21 protein-coding genes are annotated in these 19964 nt (G+C 69.0%); 11 read left to right on the top strand and 10 right to left on the bottom strand.

Translation table 11 applies throughout. The annotated features are described in order from the left end of the window. Positions 1-36: 36 nt before the first annotated feature. Positions 37-891 carry a bifunctional hydroxymethylpyrimidine kinase/phosphomethylpyrimidine kinase gene (gene thiD / locus MB1_RS13795; RefSeq protein WP_245650188.1) on the bottom strand — a complete coding sequence of 285 codons (855 nt, stop codon included), beginning with the start codon at positions 889-891 and terminating at the stop codon, positions 37-39. A 181-nt stretch (positions 892-1072) separates the two neighbouring features. On the opposite strand from thiD, the gene MB1_RS13790 reads away from it, so the two are divergent. Both MB1_RS13790 and MB1_RS13785 read left to right on the top strand, forming a co-directional pair. Continuing rightward, positions 1073-1396 (top strand): GNAT family N-acetyltransferase, encoded by a 324-nt coding sequence (locus MB1_RS13790; protein WP_066908171.1) that lies wholly within the window; start codon positions 1073-1075, stop codon positions 1394-1396. Between the two features lie 66 nt (positions 1397-1462). Then, entirely contained in the window at positions 1463-1960 is a 498-nt protein-coding gene (locus MB1_RS13785) for a GNAT family N-acetyltransferase (RefSeq protein WP_066908168.1), read from the top strand. Between the two features lie 21 nt (positions 1961-1981). Here MB1_RS13785 and MB1_RS13780 read toward each other — a convergent pair whose 3' ends face one another. Next, positions 1982-2575: a peptide deformylase gene (locus MB1_RS13780; protein ID WP_066908167.1), complete on the bottom strand. Its 594-nt coding sequence runs from the start codon at positions 2573-2575 to the stop codon at positions 1982-1984. 240 nt (positions 2576-2815) lie between these two features. Between MB1_RS13780 and napA the strand changes: the two genes are divergently transcribed. The 4 genes from napA (at position 2816) to MB1_RS13765 (ending at position 5415) form a co-directional block, all read left to right on the top strand. Continuing rightward, complete coding sequence (gene napA / locus MB1_RS13775; protein WP_066908164.1) at positions 2816-3127, top strand: nucleoid-associated protein NapA; 312 nt, start codon at positions 2816-2818, stop codon at positions 3125-3127. A 140-nt stretch (positions 3128-3267) separates the two neighbouring features. Further along, entirely contained in the window at positions 3268-3582 is a 315-nt protein-coding gene (locus MB1_RS26820; RefSeq protein WP_281190067.1) for a hypothetical protein, read from the top strand. A 74-nt stretch (positions 3583-3656) separates the two neighbouring features. Further along, complete coding sequence (locus MB1_RS13770) at positions 3657-4247, top strand: hypothetical protein (protein WP_066908161.1); 591 nt, start codon at positions 3657-3659, stop codon at positions 4245-4247. Between the two features lie 28 nt (positions 4248-4275). Continuing rightward, positions 4276-5415: a glutamate--cysteine ligase gene (locus MB1_RS13765; RefSeq protein WP_174531960.1), complete on the top strand. Its 1140-nt coding sequence runs from the start codon at positions 4276-4278 to the stop codon at positions 5413-5415. A gap of 49 nt (positions 5416-5464) precedes the next feature. Here MB1_RS13765 and MB1_RS13760 read toward each other — a convergent pair whose 3' ends face one another. After that, positions 5465-6568 (bottom strand): DUF475 domain-containing protein, encoded by a 1104-nt coding sequence (locus tag MB1_RS13760; protein ID WP_066908158.1) that lies wholly within the window; start codon positions 6566-6568, stop codon positions 5465-5467. A gap of 260 nt (positions 6569-6828) precedes the next feature. Then, positions 6829-7404 carry a TerD family protein gene (locus MB1_RS13755; RefSeq protein WP_066908155.1) on the bottom strand — a complete coding sequence of 192 codons (576 nt, stop codon included), beginning with the start codon at positions 7402-7404 and terminating at the stop codon, positions 6829-6831. Positions 7405-7619: 215 nt separating this feature from the next. Here MB1_RS13755 and MB1_RS13750 point away from each other — a divergent pair, with 215 nt between their 5' ends. From MB1_RS13750 to MB1_RS13730, 5 genes are read left to right on the top strand one after another with little or no spacing between them, the layout of a single operon-like run. Further along, positions 7620-8804 carry a hypothetical protein gene (locus MB1_RS13750; RefSeq protein WP_066908152.1) on the top strand — a complete coding sequence of 395 codons (1185 nt, stop codon included), beginning with the start codon at positions 7620-7622 and terminating at the stop codon, positions 8802-8804. 51 nt (positions 8805-8855) lie between these two features. Then, the gene (locus MB1_RS13745; protein ID WP_066908150.1) at positions 8856-10016 is read left to right on the top strand and encodes an HpcH/HpaI aldolase/citrate lyase family protein; all 1161 of its coding nucleotides are present in this window, start codon (positions 8856-8858) and stop codon (positions 10014-10016) included. Beyond that, a complete protein-coding gene (locus tag MB1_RS13740) occupies positions 10013-11299 on the top strand; it encodes a phosphoribosyltransferase family protein (RefSeq protein ID WP_066908147.1) in 1287 nt (428 codons plus the stop codon). The genes MB1_RS13745 and MB1_RS13740 overlap by 4 nt, the downstream gene beginning before the upstream one ends. After that, on the top strand, positions 11296-12435 hold the full coding sequence (locus MB1_RS13735) for a cysteine protease StiP family protein (RefSeq protein WP_245650187.1): 1140 nt from the start codon (positions 11296-11298) through the stop codon (positions 12433-12435). Before MB1_RS13740 ends, MB1_RS13735 begins: the two co-directional genes overlap by 4 nt. Beyond that, a complete protein-coding gene (locus tag MB1_RS13730) occupies positions 12432-13283 on the top strand; it encodes a hypothetical protein (protein WP_066908144.1) in 852 nt (283 codons plus the stop codon). Before MB1_RS13735 ends, MB1_RS13730 begins: the two co-directional genes overlap by 4 nt. A 22-nt stretch (positions 13284-13305) precedes the next feature. Here MB1_RS13730 and mnhG read toward each other — a convergent pair whose 3' ends face one another. Genes mnhG through MB1_RS13700 form a run of 6 tightly spaced genes read right to left on the bottom strand, consistent with a single transcriptional unit; the run spans position 13306 to position 19783 of the window. Beyond that, positions 13306-13656 (bottom strand): monovalent cation/H(+) antiporter subunit G, encoded by a 351-nt coding sequence (gene mnhG / locus MB1_RS13725; RefSeq protein ID WP_439646945.1) that lies wholly within the window; start codon positions 13654-13656, stop codon positions 13306-13308. Further along, positions 13653-13928, bottom strand: coding sequence for a monovalent cation/H+ antiporter complex subunit F (locus MB1_RS13720; protein WP_066908140.1), 276 nt, complete (start codon positions 13926-13928; stop codon positions 13653-13655). Before MB1_RS13720 ends, mnhG begins: the two co-directional genes overlap by 4 nt. Beyond that, positions 13925-14599: a Na+/H+ antiporter subunit E gene (locus MB1_RS13715; protein WP_084351750.1), complete on the bottom strand. Its 675-nt coding sequence runs from the start codon at positions 14597-14599 to the stop codon at positions 13925-13927. The genes MB1_RS13720 and MB1_RS13715 overlap by 4 nt, the downstream gene beginning before the upstream one ends. Next, complete coding sequence (locus tag MB1_RS13710; RefSeq protein WP_084351748.1) at positions 14596-16263, bottom strand: Na+/H+ antiporter subunit D; 1668 nt, start codon at positions 16261-16263, stop codon at positions 14596-14598. The genes MB1_RS13715 and MB1_RS13710 overlap by 4 nt, the downstream gene beginning before the upstream one ends. Further along, positions 16260-16898 (bottom strand): Na(+)/H(+) antiporter subunit C, encoded by a 639-nt coding sequence (locus MB1_RS13705; RefSeq protein WP_066908137.1) that lies wholly within the window; start codon positions 16896-16898, stop codon positions 16260-16262. The genes MB1_RS13710 and MB1_RS13705 overlap by 4 nt, the downstream gene beginning before the upstream one ends. After that, positions 16895-19783, bottom strand: a complete 2889-nt coding sequence (locus tag MB1_RS13700; RefSeq protein ID WP_066908134.1) for a Na+/H+ antiporter subunit A — start codon at positions 19781-19783, stop codon at positions 16895-16897. Before MB1_RS13700 ends, MB1_RS13705 begins: the two co-directional genes overlap by 4 nt. Between the last annotated feature and the right edge of the window lie 181 nt (positions 19784-19964).

Here is a 19964-nt window from a genome sequence, read left to right as displayed (position 1 = left end):
CGTCTCCGGCCCGACCCGGCCCGCTCGACGTCCGGCTCAGTGCACCGACAGGCGCCAGAGTGGCGACACCGGCCCGTGCCCGTGGCCCAGGTCGTAGGACGCGCGCAGCGACAGATCGATCCACCGCTTGGCGAAGGTGAGCGCTTCGGGCACCGTGGCGCCGTGTGCGAGCGCCGCCACCGTCGCGGCGGCGAGGGTATCGCCGGCGCCGTGGTCGTTGCCGGTGTCCACGCGCTGCGCGGGCAGGTCGAACACGGTGGTGCCGTCGGAGAGCAGATCGGTGCTCGACGTGCTGCCGCGCAGGTGGCCGCCCTTGATGACCACCCACTGGGCGCCCAGGCCGTGCAGCACGTCCGCCGCCTGCCGGGCGGTGCCCTCGTCGACGACGTCGATGCCGGTCAACAACCGCACCTCGTCGAGATTCGGGGTGACGACGGTCGCGCGCGGGATCAGCGTCTCGCGCAGGGCCGCCAACCCGTCCGGTCGCAGCAGCGCGCTGCCGTGCATCGACGCGCATACCGGATCGACCACCAGTGGGATGTCGTGGCCGCGGCCGATCCCCAATTCGTCGCAGACGTCGGCGACCGCGCCGATGATCGCCGCGGAGGCCAGCATCCCGGTCTTGGCCGCGCCGATGCCGATATCGGTGACCACCGAGCGCACCTGGGCGGCGACCACCTCCGGCGGGATCTCGTGGAAGTCGGAGACCCCGACCGTGTTCTGCACGGTCACGGCCGCCACCGCGACGCAGGCGTGCACCCCGCACAGCGCGAAGGTGCGCGAATCCGCCTGGATACCGGCGCCGCCGCCGGAGTCCGTGCCGGCGATCGTCAGCACCCGTCGAGGGGTCGCGCCGGGGGCGGGGGAGGGCAGCAGCCAGGTGGTGTCCACGGCGGACCAATCTAGTCCGTCCCGTTCCCCACCCCGGGTCGACCCGTACCCCCGGCGACCCTGGACCCCGTCCTCCGCACGGGCCGACTCGTCCCGACGGGACAGCGGCCGCACCCGGTGCTTAAATAGTGGCGTAGGTCACAGGCAGGGGTGAGTATGACGAAAGTGAGGTCAGTCGATGGTGTTGTCGGACACGCCGGTTACCGCGGTAACCAACAACCGTGATCAGAACCGGTTCGAGTTGCGCCTCAACGGGGATCTGGTCGGAATACTGGGGTATTTCGAGGTGGGGCAATTCGGGCAGGGCGCCAATCGAATGCCGATCGTCGGTTTCATGCATACGGTGATCACCGAGGATTTCGGACATCGGGGTTTGGCGCGCGCTCTGGTGGAGGCGTCGTTGGAGGCCGCGCGGGCAAACGGGTGGAAGGTTCGTCCGGTCTGTTCCTATGTCCAGCGCTATCTGGCGAGTACGACCGAGTTCAACGATCTGGTTACGGCCTAGGTAATTCGCCCGAATTTCCCGTCGTCGGACTGGCTTCCGGCGGTGGTGACGTGTATCCATTGAAGAATGGCGAATATCTTGCCGGGTGAGGGTCGGAACAATCGGGCCGGCGCCTACCCGGTGGAGGATGCGCGCACGCTGCGTGCGCTGCCGCACATCGACGACGAAGCCCCCGGCGGGGACACCCTGACCGCACTGTCGCAGTCCGGTCCCGGCCGCGCGTCGTCCGGCGAGGCGATCGTCTTCGCGAACGTCGCCCGCTCCCAGTTCGAGGCCCACGTGCACGGCCAGGTGGTCGCCGTCCTCGCCTACGCGGAGGTGCCCGGTGAGCCGTCGGCGCTGGAATTGACCCACACCGTCGTGCGTCCCGGATTCGCCGATCACGGCTGGGGCGAGGCGCTGATCCTGCAGGTCCTGCGGTGGCTCGAGGACCGTGAGGTCGAACCGGTGGTCCGCTGCCCGCTCGTTCGCCGGGTCTGCGACACCCTCGATTCCCTGGGCCCGACCGAGTCCTACGTCCTGCCCGGTGCCGCCGGTGGGGCGGGCTTCGCCGACGCGGGCTGAGCCGCGTCGGCCGTCGGTCGGTCAGTCCTCGTCGTCGTGGCCGAAGGGGTCGCGTCCCTCGCCCGGAAGCCAGCTCAGGCCGGGTACGCCCCAGCCCTCGCGCTTGATCGCCTTCTTCGCCGCGCGCGTCCAGCGCCCGACCAGGACGTCGGTATAGAGGAAGCCGTCGAGGTGGCCCACCTCGTGCTGCAGCATCCGCGCGAAGAAGCCGGTGCCCTCGATCGTGACCGGTTCGCCGTTCTCGTCGAGGCCGGTCACCCGCGCCCAATCGGCCCGACCGGTCGGGAACTGCTCGCCCGGAACCGACAGGCAGCCTTCCTCGTCCTCGTCGTCCGGCATCGTCTCGGGAATCTCGGAGGTCTCGAGCACCGGGTTGATCACGCAGCCCCGGCGACGCTCGGTCGGCCCGGTCGGGCGGTCCTCCGGGCAGTCGTAGACGAACAGTCGCAGCGCTACGCCGACCTGATTGGCGGCGAGCCCGACGCCGTGGGCGGCGTCCATGGTGCGATACATATCGGCGATCAGGTCGGCCAATTCCGACACCGGTTGATCGACATGCTCGGTTGCCTTGTGCAGCACCGGATCGCCCACGATCCGGATCGGGAGGATGGCCATGGGCCCCACAATAGTCGGCGCCCTCGCGTGACTTTCGACTCACGTCACTCGGCGTTTTTCCGGTCGAGCGTCCGGGTTCGTGGCCTGTTCCGGGTGCGTCGTGAGCCGACCGGGACTTCCGCCGTGATTCAATAATTCTCAGAAGCACAGCCGTGTAATTCGCTCCGGGGGGCCGGATGCGCGGAGCGTGCCGGAGCGGCTCGATCGTCGACCGGGAGACCGGGAAGTCAGAGGAGTGACATGGACGGCGCAACAGCGCGCGATCGGAAACCATCCGAGAACACCGATGATGTCGGTCCCGACGGTCTGACCCGGCGCGAGCACGACGTTCTCGCCTTCGAACGGCAGTGGTGGAAGTACGCGGGGGCAAAGGAAGAAGCGATCCGCGAGATCTTCGGACTGTCCGCCACCCGCTACTACCAGGTTCTCAACGCATTGGTCGATCGACCCGAGGCCCTGGCCGCCGACCCGATGTTGGTCAAGCGGCTGCGGCGGCTGCGGGCCGGCCGGCAGAAGGCCCGCGCCGCCCGACGGCTCGGCATCGATCTCTAGCCCGGCAGTCACCCCGACACCATCGAGCAGACACCATCTGTTGGTTTTCCGGCCACATTCCTCGGTGACGTACCCTCGACAGGCAACCACTCGGCGATAGCGCGACTGTGCGGACAGAGGTGACGCGGGATGTCCATCCGATGAGCGATCCGAGCTCCGGAGACCCCTCGCGTTCCGGTCCGCAGACGCGGCCGCCTCGTCATTCCCGTTCCGCGAGCCGTTCGCAGCCCGCCGGCCACGCCCGCCCCGAGCCGCGCGCCGAGGGCGGCGGATCCGGTCTTCCCCTCCGGGCGCTGGCGATGGTGTTGATCGCTCTGGCGATCGTCTTCGCGGGTATCGGACTGGTGTCGCTGGGTGGGGACGACGACACCTCGACGACCTCCGCGGCCCTCGCCTCCGCATGGTCTCCGGCGTTCGTGTCCACATCGTCGTTGTCGACGGCGTGGAGCGGCTAGGATTCCCAACGAGCCTCGGCGGCACGAGATCCTGTCGGCGAGCTGAGCCGCGAACCCGAAGGAGCCCGCACCGTATGTCCGCGCCCATCCGTGTCCTGCCCCGCTCGCTCGGCGTCACCGTGCCATTGGCGGCGCTCGCCCTGGCCGTCGCCGGGTGCAGCACCCAGCAGTACGCCTCCGATATCCCGGGCACCACACCTCCGGTGTGGACCGGTAGCACCTCGCCCGGATCCGAGGCGGACCACTCCTCGGAGGAGGGTGGCGCCGAGGTCGGACACGTCGTCGAGCTGATCACCGCCGACGGCGCGTCGATCGGCACCGTGCAGTCCACCCGCGAGGGCACCGGTGACGTCCTGGACGTCGATGTCGCCGTCGAGGCCGGCTCCACGCTCGAGCCGGGCACCTACGACCTGACCTTCCACACCGGTGCGGTCTGCGAGCCGTCGGCCGCCGCGGTCAACGACGCGCAGTTCCCGTTCCAGTCCGCCGGTGACGAACTGGTCATCGACGGCGCCGCGGTGCCGATCGCCCCGCTGGTGATCGCCGCCGACGGCAGTGGTGCGCTCGCGTTCAGCGCCGACGTGCCCCCGGAGACCGGTTCGCTGATCATCTCTCGGCAGGACGCCGGCGCCCAGGAGCGCCAGGCCTGCGCCGTACTGAGCTGACGACCCGGCGGAGGCTGCGGGTGCTGTGGTGACCGGTCGTCGGCCGGCGTCGATACCGTTCGTCGGTTCGCCGCGACCGACACTCGGCGTCGAGTGGGAACTCGGTCTGGTCGATCGGGCGACCGGCGACCTGTCGAACGCCGCCGGCGATGTGCTGGCCCGGATCGACGCGCTCGCCGGTCCGGACGGGCATCGGATCACCAAGGAGTTCCTGCGCAATACGATCGAGTTGGTCACCGGGATCAACACGACCGTCGCCGAGGCGATGGACGATCTCGGTGAATCGCTGGCGCTGGCGCGGCGGGTGACCGACCCGATGGGGGTCGACCTCTTCGGCGCCGGCACCCACCCGTTTGCCGAGTGGTCGGCCCAACAGGTCAACGACGCACCGCATTACGCGGAGCTGATCGCGCGGACCCAGTGGTGGGGCCGGCAGATGCTGATCTGGGGTGTGCACGTGCACGTCGGGGTGCGCTCCGCAGACCGGGTCTTCCCGATCCTGAATTCGCTTTTGCTGCAGTATCCGCACCTGCTCGCCCTGTCGGCGTCGTCGCCGGTGTGGTCGGCGATCGACACCGGCTACGCGAGCAACCGCGCGATGCTCTTCCAGCAGTTGCCCACCGCCGGTCTGCCCTTCCAGTTCGAGAACTGGGGGCAGTTCGAGAGCTTCGTCGGCGACCAGATGCACACCGGTGTCATCGATCAGCTCGGCGAGATCCGTTGGGATATCCGGCCGTCGCCGCGGCTGGGCACGATCGAGGTGCGGATCTGCGATGCCGTGCCGACCCGTCGGGAGCTGGCCGCCCTGGTGGCGCTGGTGCACTGCCTGGTCGTCGACGCCGATGCCCGGCTCGACCGCGGCGAGACCCTGCCGTCGATGCCGCCCTGGCATGTCCAGGAAAACAAGTGGCGCGCGGCACGGTACGGGCTGGACGCGGAGATCATCCTCGACGCGGACGGCAACGAACGGCTGGTCACCGACGACCTGAACGATCTGCTCGAACGGCTCACCCCGGTCGCCGCCCGCCTGGGCTGCGCCGCGGAATTGGCCTCGGTGGCCGAGATCCCGCGGCTGGGGGCCTCCTATCAACGACAGCGCCGGGTTGCCCGCGAGAACGGGAACCTCGGCGCTGTCGTCGAGTCGGTGGTCCGGGAGTTGTGGACCTGAGCGGTACCGATCACGGATGTCGGATCGGTACCGCCCCTGTGCGGGTGGGTCAGGCGTCCACGGTTTCCGCAGTGGCGGCCGCCCGGTTGCGCCGTACGCTCGACCAGAACGCCAAGCCGATCAGGACCACACCGACCAGGCCGGTGATCACCTCGTTGACGTGGATGCCGATCGAGACCAGCAGGATGGTCGCGAGCGCGCCGATCGCCCAGTGGGCACCGTGCTCGAGGTACACGTAGTCGTTCAGCGTGCCCTTGCGGACGAGGTAGACGGTGATCGAGCGGACGAACATCGCGCCGATGAAGCCGAGGCCCAGGGCGATGATGATCGGGTCCGAGGTGATCGCGAAGGCGCCGATGACGCCGTCGAAGGAGAACGACGCGTCGAGGACCTCGAGGTAGAGGAACAGGAAGAAGCCGGCCTTGCCGGTCGCCTTCGCCAGTTCGGTCGGGCCGCCGGAGCGCTGCGGCTCCTCGTCCTCCTCGCCTTCCTCGGGCAGGTTGAACAGCTCACCGAGGCCGTTGACCGCGATATAGGTGATCATGCCGAGAATGCCGGACAGCAGGACGGTCGCGACATCCTCGGAGTCCGCAAGGAATTCGGCGGCGAGCACCAGGGCGATCGCCGCGACGACCACCGCGAGCTGATCGAGCTTGCCGATCCGCGCGAGCGGGCGTTCGATCCAGGACAGCCAGGTGATCTCGCGGTCTTCGAAGATGAAGTTCAGGAACAGCATCATCAGGAACATGCCGCCGAACGCCGCGATCGTCGGATGGGCGTCGAGCATGATCGTCTCGTAGCTGGGGCTGCCGTCGGGGAAGTAGGCGGCGTCGTCGGCCGGCGGGTTCAGCGCGAGATTGAACGCGTCCACCGGGTTCTTGCCCGAGGCGGCCCACACGATGACCAGCGGGAAGATCAGCCGCATACCGAAGACGGCGATCAGGATGCCGATCGTGAGGAAGATGCGCTGCCAGAATTCGCTCATCCGGCGCAGCACGGTCGCATTGATCACGGCGTTGTCGAACGACAGCGACACCTCGAGGATGCCGAGGATCAGCACCAACGCCAATCCGGTCCATCCTCCGTAGAGGAAGCCGACGATCAGCGACACGATGGTCACCACTATGGAGATTCCGAATACCCGAATGACCACCCTGTGAGGCCTTTCCGTTAGCTGTTGGGACGGGCACTGCTCCCTCGGCGTGGTACCTGCGCTCCGGCGGAGCGGGCACGCTGCGTTGCGGTCGCCGAGAGAGTCCTGATCCCGAAGGAGTCAACGCGGCCCCGGGATGGCGAGTTCCGCGCGTGGGGCGACCTCGCGAAGTACTCGATCGGGACGATACGGGCCCCGCCTCGACGACTGTCGGGGCGGGGCCGCGTTGTGTCCGACGCGAATCGGACAATCAAGACATGTCAGACATTCACGCCGAAATCGCGGGCAATTCCGGCCAAACCGGAGGCGTAGCCCTGGCCGACGGCGCGGAACTTCCACTCGGGGCCATTGCGGTAGAGCTCGCCGAAGACCATCGCGGTCTCGGTCGAGGCGTCCTCGCTCAGGTCGTAGCGGGCGAGCTCGTTGTTGTTCGACTGGTCGACGATGCGGATGAACGCATTGCGGACCTGGCCGAAGGACTGGCTGCGCGAATCGGCGTCGTAGATCGAGACCGGGAAGACGATCGAGTCGATCTCGGTGGGGACCGCGACGAGGTTGACGTTGACGACCTCGTCGTCGCCGTCGCCCTCACCGGTCAGGTTGTCGCCCTGGTGCTCGATCGAGCCGTCGGGGCTGCGCAGGTTGTTGAAGAAGATGAAGTGCTGGTCGGAGACGACCTTCTTGTCGGTGCCGAGCGCGATCGCGCTGGCGTCGAGGTCGAAGTCGGTGCCGGTGGTGGTGCGTACGTCCCAGCCGAGTCCCACCGCGACCGCGGTGAGGTTCGGGGCCTGCTTGGTCAGCGAAACGTTGCCGCCCTTGGTGAGGCTGACACCCATTGCCGTTACCTTTCGTTGGTGTGTGCGATGTCGTGACGGACCGCGCGCCCGCCGGGAGCGCACCGTTGCCGCCGTGTCGTTCCCACCGTAGCCGTGCGAGCCGGCAAGCCGGTGGGGCCGCGGTGACAGCGTTCATCGTGCCCGATGGGTCGTCCGGGCGATACGGGCAGGTTCGACGGGGTTGTTGGGCGCCCGCGCCGATAGGATGGTTGCCGATGTCGAGCCGGTGGCCGGGAAGGCTTTCGCGTTCCTCCGACAGGGAGGATGCGATCGCCCATGCGCGCACGGCGTCGGTCTCGGCCTTCCTGGATCTCGAGGCCCGCCAGTCCGCCGCCGACCGCGCGGTCGAATCGATCGGTCGCGGGACCGGCGACGCCGCGCTGCGCGAGCAGTGGACTCGTGTCCGGGAGCTCTGTTACGCCGCGGGCGCGCGCTACCTCGCGGTGACCGAGCGGATGACCGATGTGGTCACCGAGGAAGCGTTCAACGAATTCACCTCGGTGACAGAACAGTTGAGCGCCGCTGCCCGCGCTGTGGACGACTTCTACCTGCCGCGTCGGGAGATCCTGGACGCCGCCGTTCAGCGTGCCTCGATCGCCCCGCAACTCGCCGGCCAGGCCCGGGTGGCCGCGCGCGCCGCGCTGACCGCCGACAGTTTCGCGGGATATCGCACCGTGGTCGCCGCGCGCGGCGAGGTGGCGGGCGCGCTGAACGCCCTCGATGCCGCGACGGGGCCGGAACCCACCCTCGCCGCCGCCCGCCGGGTGCGCGAAGCGGTCGCCGGATACGACGCGGCCATCGTCGCCGCCCCCGAGGCCGCCGGGCGTGCGCGCTCGGCGATCGCCTCGGTGCGCACCCGGATCGAGGGCATCCACACCCGCGTCGATCGACTCAGCGGTGCCTACTCGGCGCTGCTGCGCGAGTTCGTCGCCGCCGCCTCCGAGGACGTGACCGGCAATCGGCGTCGCGCGGAGGACCTGGCCGCCGCCGCGACCGAGCACGTCGATCAGGCGCGCCGGGTCGAGGCGTCCGACCCCGACACCGCTCTGGATCTGATCGGCGCGGCGCGATCGGAATTGCGGGAGGCCGACGAGTTGGTCGCGCAGGTCGTCGATCGGCTGACCGCGCTGCGCGAGGTCCGCGACCATCCCGAGGAGGTCGAGCGGCGAGTGAACTTCCGGTTACGTGACGCACAAAGGTACGCGGTGAACCGCGGACTGGTTGCCGAATGGGGCTCGGTACTGGATGCTCAGCATGCCCGGATCCGTCGTGCGCGTGCAGAGCTCGACGGTCAGGGCCGTCCGGACCACTGGCGGTACCTTCGCGAGATGCGTGCGATCGAGGAATTCATCGCCACGACGGTGGACCGGATGCGTGGATCCGACGTCGGCGGGCACTAGCTCGGCGGGTCGTCGATGATCGAATGTCGGCGTGGTCGGAAAGGTAGTGCAGTGCAGCATTTCAGCCATCTCGATGCGGACGTCCGGACCAGGCTCTTCGACGTGCCTCCGCACGTCTTCGGTCTCGATTCCGAGATCTGCTTGATCGCAACCGCACTGGGTGCGACGTTGTACGTGCCGGGGACCCGCGAGGATCTGGCCGCGGTCATCCTCAAGCGGGCATCCGAAGGGGTGCGGTCGATCGTGATCGACCTCGAGGACGCGGTGGCCGACGAGTCGGTCGACGACGCGGTGCGGGCCGCGATCGCCGCGCTCGATCAGATCGCCGGCCGCGGCGACCCGGGATGTCTGCTCTTCGTGCGGGTTCGCACGATCGACCATCTGCGTGCGGTCTGCGCCGACGCGGGGGACGGCCTGGCGGTGCTCGCCGGGTTCGTGCTGCCCAAGTTCGAGTCCCGTTCCGGTCGGGAACTGCTCGACGCGGTGCGCGAGGAGAGTCTGCGAGCGGGTCGGCGCTTCCTGGTGATGCCCGTTCTGGAGTCGCGGCTGATCGCCCATCGCGAAACACGCGAGGCCGAATTGTCCGCTTTGCGAGAATTGTTGGGGCAGTATCGAGATTTCGTCCTGGCCGTGCGCATCGGTGCCACCGACCTCTGCGGGACCTTCGGCATCCGCCGCGACCGCGACCTGACCATCTACGAGGTGCGCGTCGTCGGCGACGCGATCGCCTCGATCGTCAATCATCTCGGCCGCTCGGACGGTTCCGGATTTGTCGTCAGCGGGCCGGTCTGGGAGTACTTCGCCGACCACGAGCGGATGTTCCGCCCGATGCTGCGCGCCTCACCGTTCGCCGAACAGAACGAGGTCCGCTTCCGTAACCACCTGGTCAGCCGGGATCTCGACGGGCTGCTGCGCGAGGTCGCCCTCGACCGTGCCAACGGCCTGCTGGGCAAGACGGTGATCCACCCGTCGCACGTACCGGCGGTGCACGCGCTGGCGGTGGTGACCGCCGAGGAGTACCACGACGCCTCCGACATCGTCGGGCACGATTCCCGCAGTGGCGTACGCGCTTCGGAGTATCGCAACAAGATGAACGAGGTGAAGCCGCATATGGCCTGGGCGCAGGCGACGATGCGGCGGGCAGCGGCCTTCGGGGTGGCCGCCGAGGGCGTCTCGTTCGTCGACCTGATCACCGCGCTGGCGCAGCGATGACCCGATCCGACGAGCACACCGACGACCTGGCGCTCGGCGTGGAACTGGTCCACGTCGACTCCCCGGTCGGCAGGGACCTGAACGAACTGGTGATCCTCGGGCTGCGCCGCAATCCGCGGCGGGCGCATCTGCTGGTCTCGACGGTGCTGGGCAAGCACATTCCCATTCCGCCGCAGCGCGCCCTGGACGCCGCCGGTCAATTGGCCGACCGGTGCCGCGAGGTCCTCGCCGCGGCGGGCGGCGCCGCCGACGCGGTCGACGTCTTCGGCTTCGCCGAAACCGCCACCGGGTTGGGACATTCGGTGGCAGAGGCGATCGGCGCGCGGTGGTACCTGCAGTCGACGCGGCGGCCGGTGCCGGGAATCGCCGTCGCCGGCGAGTTCCAGGAGGGGCACTCGCATGCGACCGATCATCTGCTGCTCACCACGGTCGACCGCCCGACCCCCGATGCGCCGCTGATCCTGGTGGACGACGAGATCTCCACCGGCAAAACCGTTCTGGCCGCGATCGAGGGCTTCCACCGAGTGCGTCCGGCACCGATGTACGTCATCGCGTCGTTGGTCGACGTGCGCACCGACGCCGACGTGGCGGCGGCACATGCGCTGGGGGAGCGCCTCGGGGTTCCCATTCTGGCGGCCTCGCTCGCTCGCGGTCGTGTCCATCTGCCCGAGGGGCTGATCGAGCGGGTCGCCGAGTTGCCCGACCCCGACGTCGTTCCCGACGCGCCCTCGGCAGGAACCCTGGATCGGCTCGATATCGACTGGTCCGCAACGGTTCCCGAGGGTGGTCGGCATGGCTTCCTCGACTCCGACCGGGCCGCCTTCGGTGCCGCGATCGACGCGACCGCCGCACGGATCGACCAGCGCCTCGCACCGGGTCGGGCGGCGATCGTCATCGGCCACGAGGAGCTGATGTACCTGCCGCTGCGGATCGCCGAACGCCTCGCCGATGGTCGTCCCACCCGCTTCCAGACGACCACCCGCTCCCCGGCGTATGTGAGCGCCGCACCGGGATATCCACTGCGGCGTGGCTTCTCGTTCGTCGCGCCCGAGGGGGACACCGTCGCGCGCTACCTCTACAACGCCGCCGACCCCGACCTGCCGACCACCGGACCGGCGAGCCCGGTGCTGATCCTGGTGCTCGACGAGCCCGCCGATACCCCCTGGCTGACCGCCGACGACGGGGTGGTCGCCGCCCTGCGACGATCCGGCGCCGATGTGCTGGTCGTCGTCCTGCGCGGCGCCGACCCCGCCGCTGCCGCCCGACGAATGGAGACGTTGTGACCGTGGCCGAACCGCCCGCGCTGACCGGCCCGCACTTCGGTTCCTATGCGCCCGACGAGGTCACCTGGCTGCTGAAGGATCTCTCGGGCTTTCACCTCGAGGCCCCGACCGAGCAGCGCGAGGCGGCGGTACAGAGCGGCCGCGCCCACTACGCGGAATCGTTGCCGATCGAATATCAACCCGACGAGCGCTATCAGGACCTGTTCGACGCGGTACTCGCCGAGAGCGCCGAACGCCTGGCGGTCGCCGTCGGGGCGATGACCGAACTGATCGTCGCCGAACGCGGCCGTGATGTCGCCCTGGTCTCACTCGCCCGCGCCGGCACCCCGATCGGCATCCTGGCGCGCCGCTACGCCCGCGCGGCGCTCGACCTCGACCTGCCGCACTACACGATCTCGATCGTGCGGGGTCGCGGTATCGACACCGTCGCGCTCGACTACCTGCGTCGCCGGCACGATCCGGCGGCGGTGGTCTTCATCGACGGGTGGACCGGGAAGGGCGCCATCGCGCGGGAACTCGACGCCGCCCTGGAGGGGACCGGGTTCAATTCGGAGTTGGCGGTGCTCGCCGACCCGGGGGAGTGCGTGCGCACCTACGGCACTCGCGACGACTTCCTGATCGCGTCGGCCTGCCTCAACTCGACGGTCTCCGGGCTGGTCTCGCGCACCGTGCTCAACCGCGACCTGATCGGCCCGAACGATTTCCACGGGGCGAAGTTCTACCGGGAGCTCGCCGGGGTCGACGCCTCCGGAAAGCTGCTCGACGCGGTGTCCGCGCGCTTCGACCCGGCCGCCGCCCGCGCACAGGCCGACGCGGTGCGCGCCTCCGATCGCACCCCGACCTGGTCCGGCTGGGCGTCGGTGGACAAGGTGCGCGCCGAGTACGGCATCTCGACGGTCAATTTCGTCAAGCCCGGTGTCGGCGAGACCACCCGGGTGCTGCTGCGGCGGGTGCCCTGGCGGGTGCTGGTGCGCAGCGCCGACGATCCCGATCACCGCCACATCCGCCTGCTGGCCGCCGACCGCGGCGTCCCGGTCGACGTGGTGTCCGACCTCGCCTACTCGTGCATGGGCCTGGTCCGCGACGTCTCCGAGGACGACCCCGGCCCCGCCCCCGAGCACACCGCGACCTCGTGACCGCCCCCGCCGCGACACTGGTCGCCACCGACCTAGACCGCACGATGATCTACTCGCGTGCCGCGAGCGCCGCCGACCCGAGCGACGACATGCTCTGCGTCGAATGGCTCGACGGGCAGGAGCTGTCCTATCTGACCGCCCGATCCGCGGAGTTGTTGCGCGACCTGACGCGGCGGGCGGCAGTGGTTCCGGTGACCACCCGCACCGTCGAGCAGTACCAGCGGATTCACCTGCCCGGCGGCCCGCACAGCCCGGCGGTGGTCGCCAACGGTGGCACGGTGCTGTGGGACGGGACGGCCGATCCCGAGTGGATCGACATCCGCAGCCGGCGCATGGCCCGCGACCGGGCCGCCGCGCTCGACGAGGTGGCGCACGTGCTGTTCACCGGCATCCTGATCGGCGAGGACACCTCCTGGATCCGCAAACGCCGGATCGCCGACGGCCTGTTCTGCTACCTGGTGGTCGAGCCGGCCGAGCAGCCCGCCGACGCCCTGGCCATCCTGCAACTGTGGGCGGGCGAGCGCGGCTGGAATGTCTCCCAGCAGGGCCGCAAGATCTACGCGATGCCCAACGCCGTCGACAAGGCCTCCGCGCTGGCGTACGTGCGGGAACGGCTGATCGCCGAGGACCGCCTCGCCCCGGACGCTCCCCTGCTGGCGGCCGGCGACGGGGCCCTCGACGCCGTCATGCTCGAGGCCGCCGATCGGGCGATCCGCCCGGCCCATGGTGAACTGCACCAATTGGGTTGGACCAGCAACGGCCTGACGGTCACCACCGTCTCCGGGATCGCCGCCGGCGAGCAGATTCTCGACTGGTTCCACGGCCTGGTGGGACCCGTTCCCGGCTGACCGCCGGATCTGCCGGCCGAGCCTAGTTCGGCGACTCGCTCTCCTCCGGGGTCGGCGTATCGATCACCAGGATGCCGTCGCGCACCCGCTGCTCGTGATAGGCGACCCGGGCGACCGTGTAGGCGATCACCGGGGTGGTCAGGGCGGTGAAGATCCCGGCGAGCACCAGCATCCAAATATCGGAGCTGCCGCGCAGGCTGATGATCGCGCCGATCGCCACCAGGATCAGGCCGACCACCTGCGGCTTGCCCGCCGGGTGCATGCGGGTGAGCGTGTCGGAGAAGCGCACGACGCCGATCGCCGCAGCCAATGACAACAGCGAACCGGACAGCAGGAAGAACGCCGAGATGACGTCGAGGACGGTCGCGATCATCGGCTCGTTCCCGCCGGGATATCGCGCACCCGGAAGCGGGCGACCGCGACCGATCCGATGAACAGCACCAACGACAGCGTCACGATCGCCGGCACGACGGTGGTGTCCCGGCTGTACACCGCCCACACGGTCAGACCGCACATCGCCAGGGCGACCACCGTGTCGGCGGCGACCATGCGATCGAGGGTGTCCGGGCCGATGATGACCCGGTAGGTACTGAGCACGGCGGCGATCATCAGGGATACGCCGCAGATCAACAGCACGATGGTCATCGATCGTCCTCCGTTCGCTCGGATGCCGATGGAGTGTCCGGGGTGGTGTCGGCCGGGGCGGGCCCCGATTCCGGAGTCGCCGGCTGGTCCGGCTTCGGGCGGTTCAACGTCCGGGTGTCCGGTGCCCAGTCCTCCTCCCGCTCGAACGCCTCGTGGAACAACTTCTCGTAGCGGTCGACCAGTCGGTTGAACTCGGCAACCGACCGTTCGCTGCCGAGATCCAGCACGTGGATGTAGAGCAGCCGGCGGCGGGTATCCATATCGATCACCATGGTGCCGGGCACCAGGTTCAGCGCGTCGACCATCAGCGTGAACACCAGGTCGGACTTGATCGCCACCTGCCGTCGCATCACGCCGGTTGCCGGCGGGGCGGCGGGGCGAATGGCCAACCAGGCGGCCTGCAGGCTCGACAGGATCGAGTAGTAGCAGACCGCCACGAGCAGTTTGGCGAGCGAGATGAACCGCACCCGCCCCTGGACCGCGACCGGGGGCAGGGGCAGCAGCATGGTGATCGCGATCGCGACCACCAGCCCGCCGAGAACGTTCGCCCAGGACAGGTTCCCCCACAGCAGTACCCACACACCGGTCAGCCAGGCGAGCACGGTCATCCGCAGGATCACACGACGACGCGGGGGCTTGCCGACGCCGTGGCTGCGCAGCGGGGCGGTCATGGCGTTGCTCCCTCGGTCGTCGGCGCCGCGGTGGCGTCGGCACCGCCGGGGCTGGTGGTGTCGCGGCCGATCGGAGCGTCCGGATCGGTCCCGAGCACGGCGTCGATGTAGACCGAACGGTCCGACAGATCGATCGCGGCGCGTTCGCTGATGTTGATCATCGGGCCGGCGAAGACGGTCAACGCCAGGCCCACTCCGACCAGCGCGATCGTCGGCAGCAGCATCGGCGCCGGCATCCGGCCGACGTCGTCGCGATCGGCGAACTGGATGTCGTTCGAATCGTTGATCAGGGCGTTGGGGCTGTTGTCCGCCAGATCACCCTCAGGGGCGTCGGCGCGGGCCCGCCAGAATGCCTTCGTCCAGACGCGGGCGACGACGTACAGCGTCAGCAGGCTGGTGATCACACTGCCCGCCACCAGGGCCAACGCCAGCGCCGAACCGTTCTCGACGCCGGCCTCGAGTAGCGCGACCTTGCCGATGAAGCCGGAGAACGGCGGGATACCGCCGAGGTTGAGCGCGGGGATCAGGAACGTCAATGCCAGTACCGGGCTCATCTGGGCGAGCCCTCCGAGTCGGCGTAGCGACGACGACCCGGCTTGTCGTTCGATCAGCCCCACCACCAGGAACAACGTCGTTTGCACGATGATGTGGTGGGCGACGTAGTAGACCGCCCCGGTCAAGCCGGCGACGCTGGACAGCGCGATGCCGAAGATCATGTAGCCGATATGGCTGACCAGCGTGAACGACAGCAGACGCTTGATGTCGTTCTGTGCGATCGCACCGAGGATGCCGACCAGCATCGTCAGCAGACCGCAGACCATCAGCAGCCCGTTGAGGTTGACCTCGGCGAACAGCAACGAGTGAGCGCGGATGATCGCGTAGACGCCGACCTTGGTGAGCAGGCCGGCGAAGACGGCCGTGACCGGGGCCGGGGCCGTCGGATAGGAGTCCGGCAACCAGGTGGACAGCGGGAAGACCGCCGCTTTGATGCCGAAGGCGATCAGCAGGACGCCGAAGAGCGCGGCGGCCACACCGGACGGCAGGTCCCCGACCCGCTCGGAGATCTGCGCCATGTTCAGCGTGCCGGTGGCCGCGTACGTCGCGGCGATGCCGATCAGGAAGATCATCGACGACAGCACCGAAACCAGCACGTAGTTGGCGCCGGCGCGGACCCGATCCGCGCTCGCTCCCAGGGTGAGCAGCACGAACGACGACACCAACAGAACTTCGAAGCCGACGTAGAGGTTGAACAGGTCGCCCGCGAGGAAGGCCTGGCAGACACCGGCGGTCAGGATCAGGTAGCTGGGCAGGAAGATCGACACCGGTTGTTCGCCGTTGCCGTCCCGGATGCCCTGGCCGATCGCGTAGACGATGACCGCCAGCAGCACCACCGTGGATACCAGCACCATCAACGCCGACAGTCGGTCGACCACGATCGTGATGCCGATCGGCGCGTCCCAGCCGCCGACCTGCAGGGCGAAGGTGCCGTTGGTATCGGCCAGATAGAGCAGCAACGCCGAGACGATGACCAGCGCGATCAGCACCAGCGTGGTCACCGCGCGCTGGATGCGCGGGCGGCGGCCGACCATCAGCGCGATCGCGGAGCCGATCAGCGGCAGGACCACCGGCAGCGGCGCGAGGACCGCGGTCAACTCGTTGGTCATCGCCGGCCCCCGTTCGACTCGTCGGTACCGGCGTCCGGTCCGCCCGACCCGGCGGAGGAGTGCTCCGACCCGTCGTCGTCCTCGTCCGCATCGCCCTCGTCGGCATCGAACTCGCCGTCGTGCAGCGTGGCGTAGGCCTCGATGTCCTCGCGGCTCGAGTTGGTCAGCTTGTCGAGGGGGATCGGATTGCCCTTCTCGTCGAAGGCGTCACCGCGCATGCTCGGCTCGCCGGTGACCGGATCGTCCGAGCGGTCCCGGTCGGGTGCGTCGGCGACGCGACGCTTGGAGATCCTGGTGTCCTCGGGGTCGTCCTCGAGGACGTCCTTGACGTTGAGCTGGTAGGAGCGATAAGCGAGAGTCAATACGAAGGCCGCGATACCCATGGAGATGACGATCGCGGTCAACACCATCGCCTGGGCCAACGGATCGGCCACACCTTCACCGGCGTCGCTGAACCGTCCGACCAGTGGCGGTTCCCCCGGAGGGCCGCCGGCGACGATCAGCATCAGGTTGACCCCGTTGCCGATCAGCAGCAGCCCGAGCAGCATCCGGGTGATGCTGCGTTCGATCAGCAGGAAGGTGCCGGACGCGATCAGCACCCCGATCACCAGGTACATCCCCAGGTCGATGGTCATCGGACGCCCACCTCCACCCGTCGACGCAGCGCGAGTTGCTCCTCGGACGAGTCCAGGCGCGCGCCGAGGCTGCGCAGGATGTCGAGTACCAGGCCGATGACGATCAGGTAGACCCCCAGGTCGAAGAACAGCGCGGTGACCAGCTTGATGTGGCCGAGGATCGGCAGGGTGACCTCGAGGGTCGCCGAGGACAGCACCGGCGCCCCGAGCAGCAGCGAGAAGATCGCGGTGCCCGCGGCGAAGGCGAGGCCGGCTCCGAGGATCTTGCCCGCGTCGATCGGGATCGTCTCGCCGAGTTCGTACCGGCCGCCGGCCAGGTACCGCAGCACCAGCGCCAGTCCGGCGGTCAGGCCGCCCGCGAATCCGCCGCCGGGTGCGTTGTGGCCGGAGAAGAAGAAGTACACCGACAGCACCATCAGCGTCGGGAAGACCAGACGGGTGGTCACCTGGAGGATCAGCGAGCGGTAGCGCGACGGGATCAGGGTGCCGCCGCGCAACCAGGTGGTGCCGCTGCGACCCTCCGTGGCCGCGTCCGGGGCGTCGGCCACCCGCGGAGCGGTACCGAATCGCCGATTGCGGAAGACCAGGCTGGCGACGCCGGTGGCGGCGGCCACCAGCACGGCGACCTCACCCATGGTGTCCCAGGCGCGGATGTCGACCAGCAGCACGTTGACCGGGTTGGCTCCGTCGCCGAACTCGTAGGCCAGATCCGGGATCATCGTGGCGATCGGTTCGGTCGAGCGGGCGGCCGAGGCGAAGGCGGTCACCGCCGCGGCGGAGGCGCCGACGGCGATCGCGAGGATCGCGCGCGGCCCGCGCTTGCCGACGCCGTTGCGCTCGTCGACCTCGGGCGGAAGCTTGCGCAGCACCAGGATGAAGACCACCAGCAGCAGCGTCTCGACCAGGAACTGGGTCAGCGCGAGGTCCGGTGCACCCTGGAGGGCGAAGATGACGCCCACGCCGTACCCGGACAGGCCGACCAGCAGGGTCGCCGCCAGGCGGTTGCGCATGATCACGGCCGCGAGAGCCACCGGGATCATGATCAGACCGACGACGACCTGCCACGGATTCGACCAGAGGGTGACCTCGACATTCGACCGATCGCCCGTGATCAGCACGATCGTGGGCAGCAGGGCGAAGCAGACCAGGATGATCGTCTGGGTCAGGGGCAGCGAGCCGCGCTGGACGAAGCCGGTCAGCCGGTTGGACGCGGTGTCCATACCGCGCAGGGTGGCGTCGTAGATGCGGTCGGCGTTGACGCTCTGCAGGGTCAGGGCGCTGCGGGCGAGCATCTCCCGGTTGACGAAGTAGATCGCCACACCGCCGACGATCACGATCGCGGTCAGGCCGAGTTCGAGGGTGAACCCGTGCCACAGGGAGAGGTGGTAGGTATACGGCTCCGGGGTCCCCGCCGGCGCTCGACCGGGTAGGCCGAGGGCCGGGACCTGCGAGCTGTAGGTCTCCAGGATCGAACCGAGCCACGGGGAGACGATCGCGGTCACCAGACCGGCCGCCGCCAGGACGGTCGGCACCGACAGGAAGAACGCGTCCGGCGCGTGCCAATTGGCGACCGCCTTGCTCGGCCGGCGCAGATGCTTGCGACCGAAGGCGCCGCGGATGAAGCGGATGCTGTAGGCGAGGGTGAGCATCGATCCGACCACCAGGGCCGCGGTCAGCGCCCAGCCCGCTGCGGGGGACAGCACGGGGGTCTCGACCACCGCGGCCAGCGCGGCTTCCTTGCCCACGAAACCGAGCAACGGCGGCAGGCCGGCCATGCTGAACGCGGCGACGATCGAGATGATCAGCAGGAACGGGGCGCGGTCGCCCAACCAGCCGAGCTTGTGCATATCGCGGGTGCCGGCGCTGTGGTCGATGATGCCGACGATCATGAACAGCGCGGCCTTGAACATCGAGTGGGCGACGACCATTGTCAGGCCGGCGAGCATCGCGGTTTCGGTGCCCAGCCCGACGAGCATCACCATCAGACCCAACTGGCTGACCGTGCCGTAGGCGAGCACCAACTTCAGGTCGTGGACGCGCATCGCCCGCCAGCCGGCGAGCAACATCGACGCGGTGCCGAGCACGAGCACCATCGGCGCCCAGGCGCCGGAATCGGAGAAGCCGGGGGACAGCCGCGCGACGAGGTAGACGCCCGCCTTCACCATCGCAGCGGCGTGCAGGTAGGCGCTGACCGGGGTGGGCGCGGCCATCGCACCGGGCAACCAGAAGTGCAGCGGGACGATCGCGGATTTGCTCAGCGCGCCGACCAGGATCAGCGCGATCCCGGTCGCGGCGGCGGTTCCGGACGGCGGGTTGGCGACCAGTTCCGACAAGGTATAGCTGCCGCCGGGCATTTCGCCGAGCACGATGATGCCGATCAACATCGCCAGACCGCCGGCCGTGGTGACCAGCAGCGCCTGGGTGGCGGCTCGCCGGCTCGTCGCGCGTTCGGCGTAGTGGCCGACCAGCAGGAACGACAGGACGGTCGTCAGTTCCCAGAAGATGAGCAACACCAGGGTGTTGTCCGTGGTGACCAGTGCGAACATGACGCCCGCGAAGGCGACCAGCTCACCGGCGAAGAAGCCGAGCCGGGGTTCGTCGTCCTCGAAGTACCGGGCGCAATAGACCAGCACGAGCGCACCGACCGCCAGAACGATCATCGCCATGATGCGGGCGAGACTGTCGAAGCGGAAGTCGAGCTGCATGTGCAGGGCCGGCACCCACGAGAGGGATTCGGTCCGGCCGTCCGCGGGCGTCCGCGCCACCCAGACCGCACCGGCGGCGGGGACGAGGGCGAGCAACGGGAAGGCGCGCCGACCGAGCCGAGCAACGAGGATCGGCGAGGCGAGAGCGGCGATCGCGTGGGCGATCACGATAAGGATCAACGCTGGCACTCCGTCGGGTTGTGGCCGTCGAGGGACAGCGGCGGGGTGTCCGGAAAAGGCCCTCCCTGAGGCGGGCCCGGGGGTCAGTCTAACGGGGGGTGACCGCGCCGATGCCGGCCGAGGTCGCCGGCGCCGGCTGCATCCGGATGGTGGCGGTTGACGACCACCACGGCGTGGTCAT

The sequence above is a fragment of the Millisia brevis NBRC 105863 genome (genome assembly GCF_001552615.1).
GTDB classification, from domain to species: domain Bacteria; phylum Actinomycetota; class Actinomycetes; order Mycobacteriales; family Mycobacteriaceae; genus Millisia; species Millisia brevis.
The sequence above is the reverse complement of the archived record's forward strand: the minus strand, read 5'-3'. Positions and strand labels throughout refer to the sequence as shown.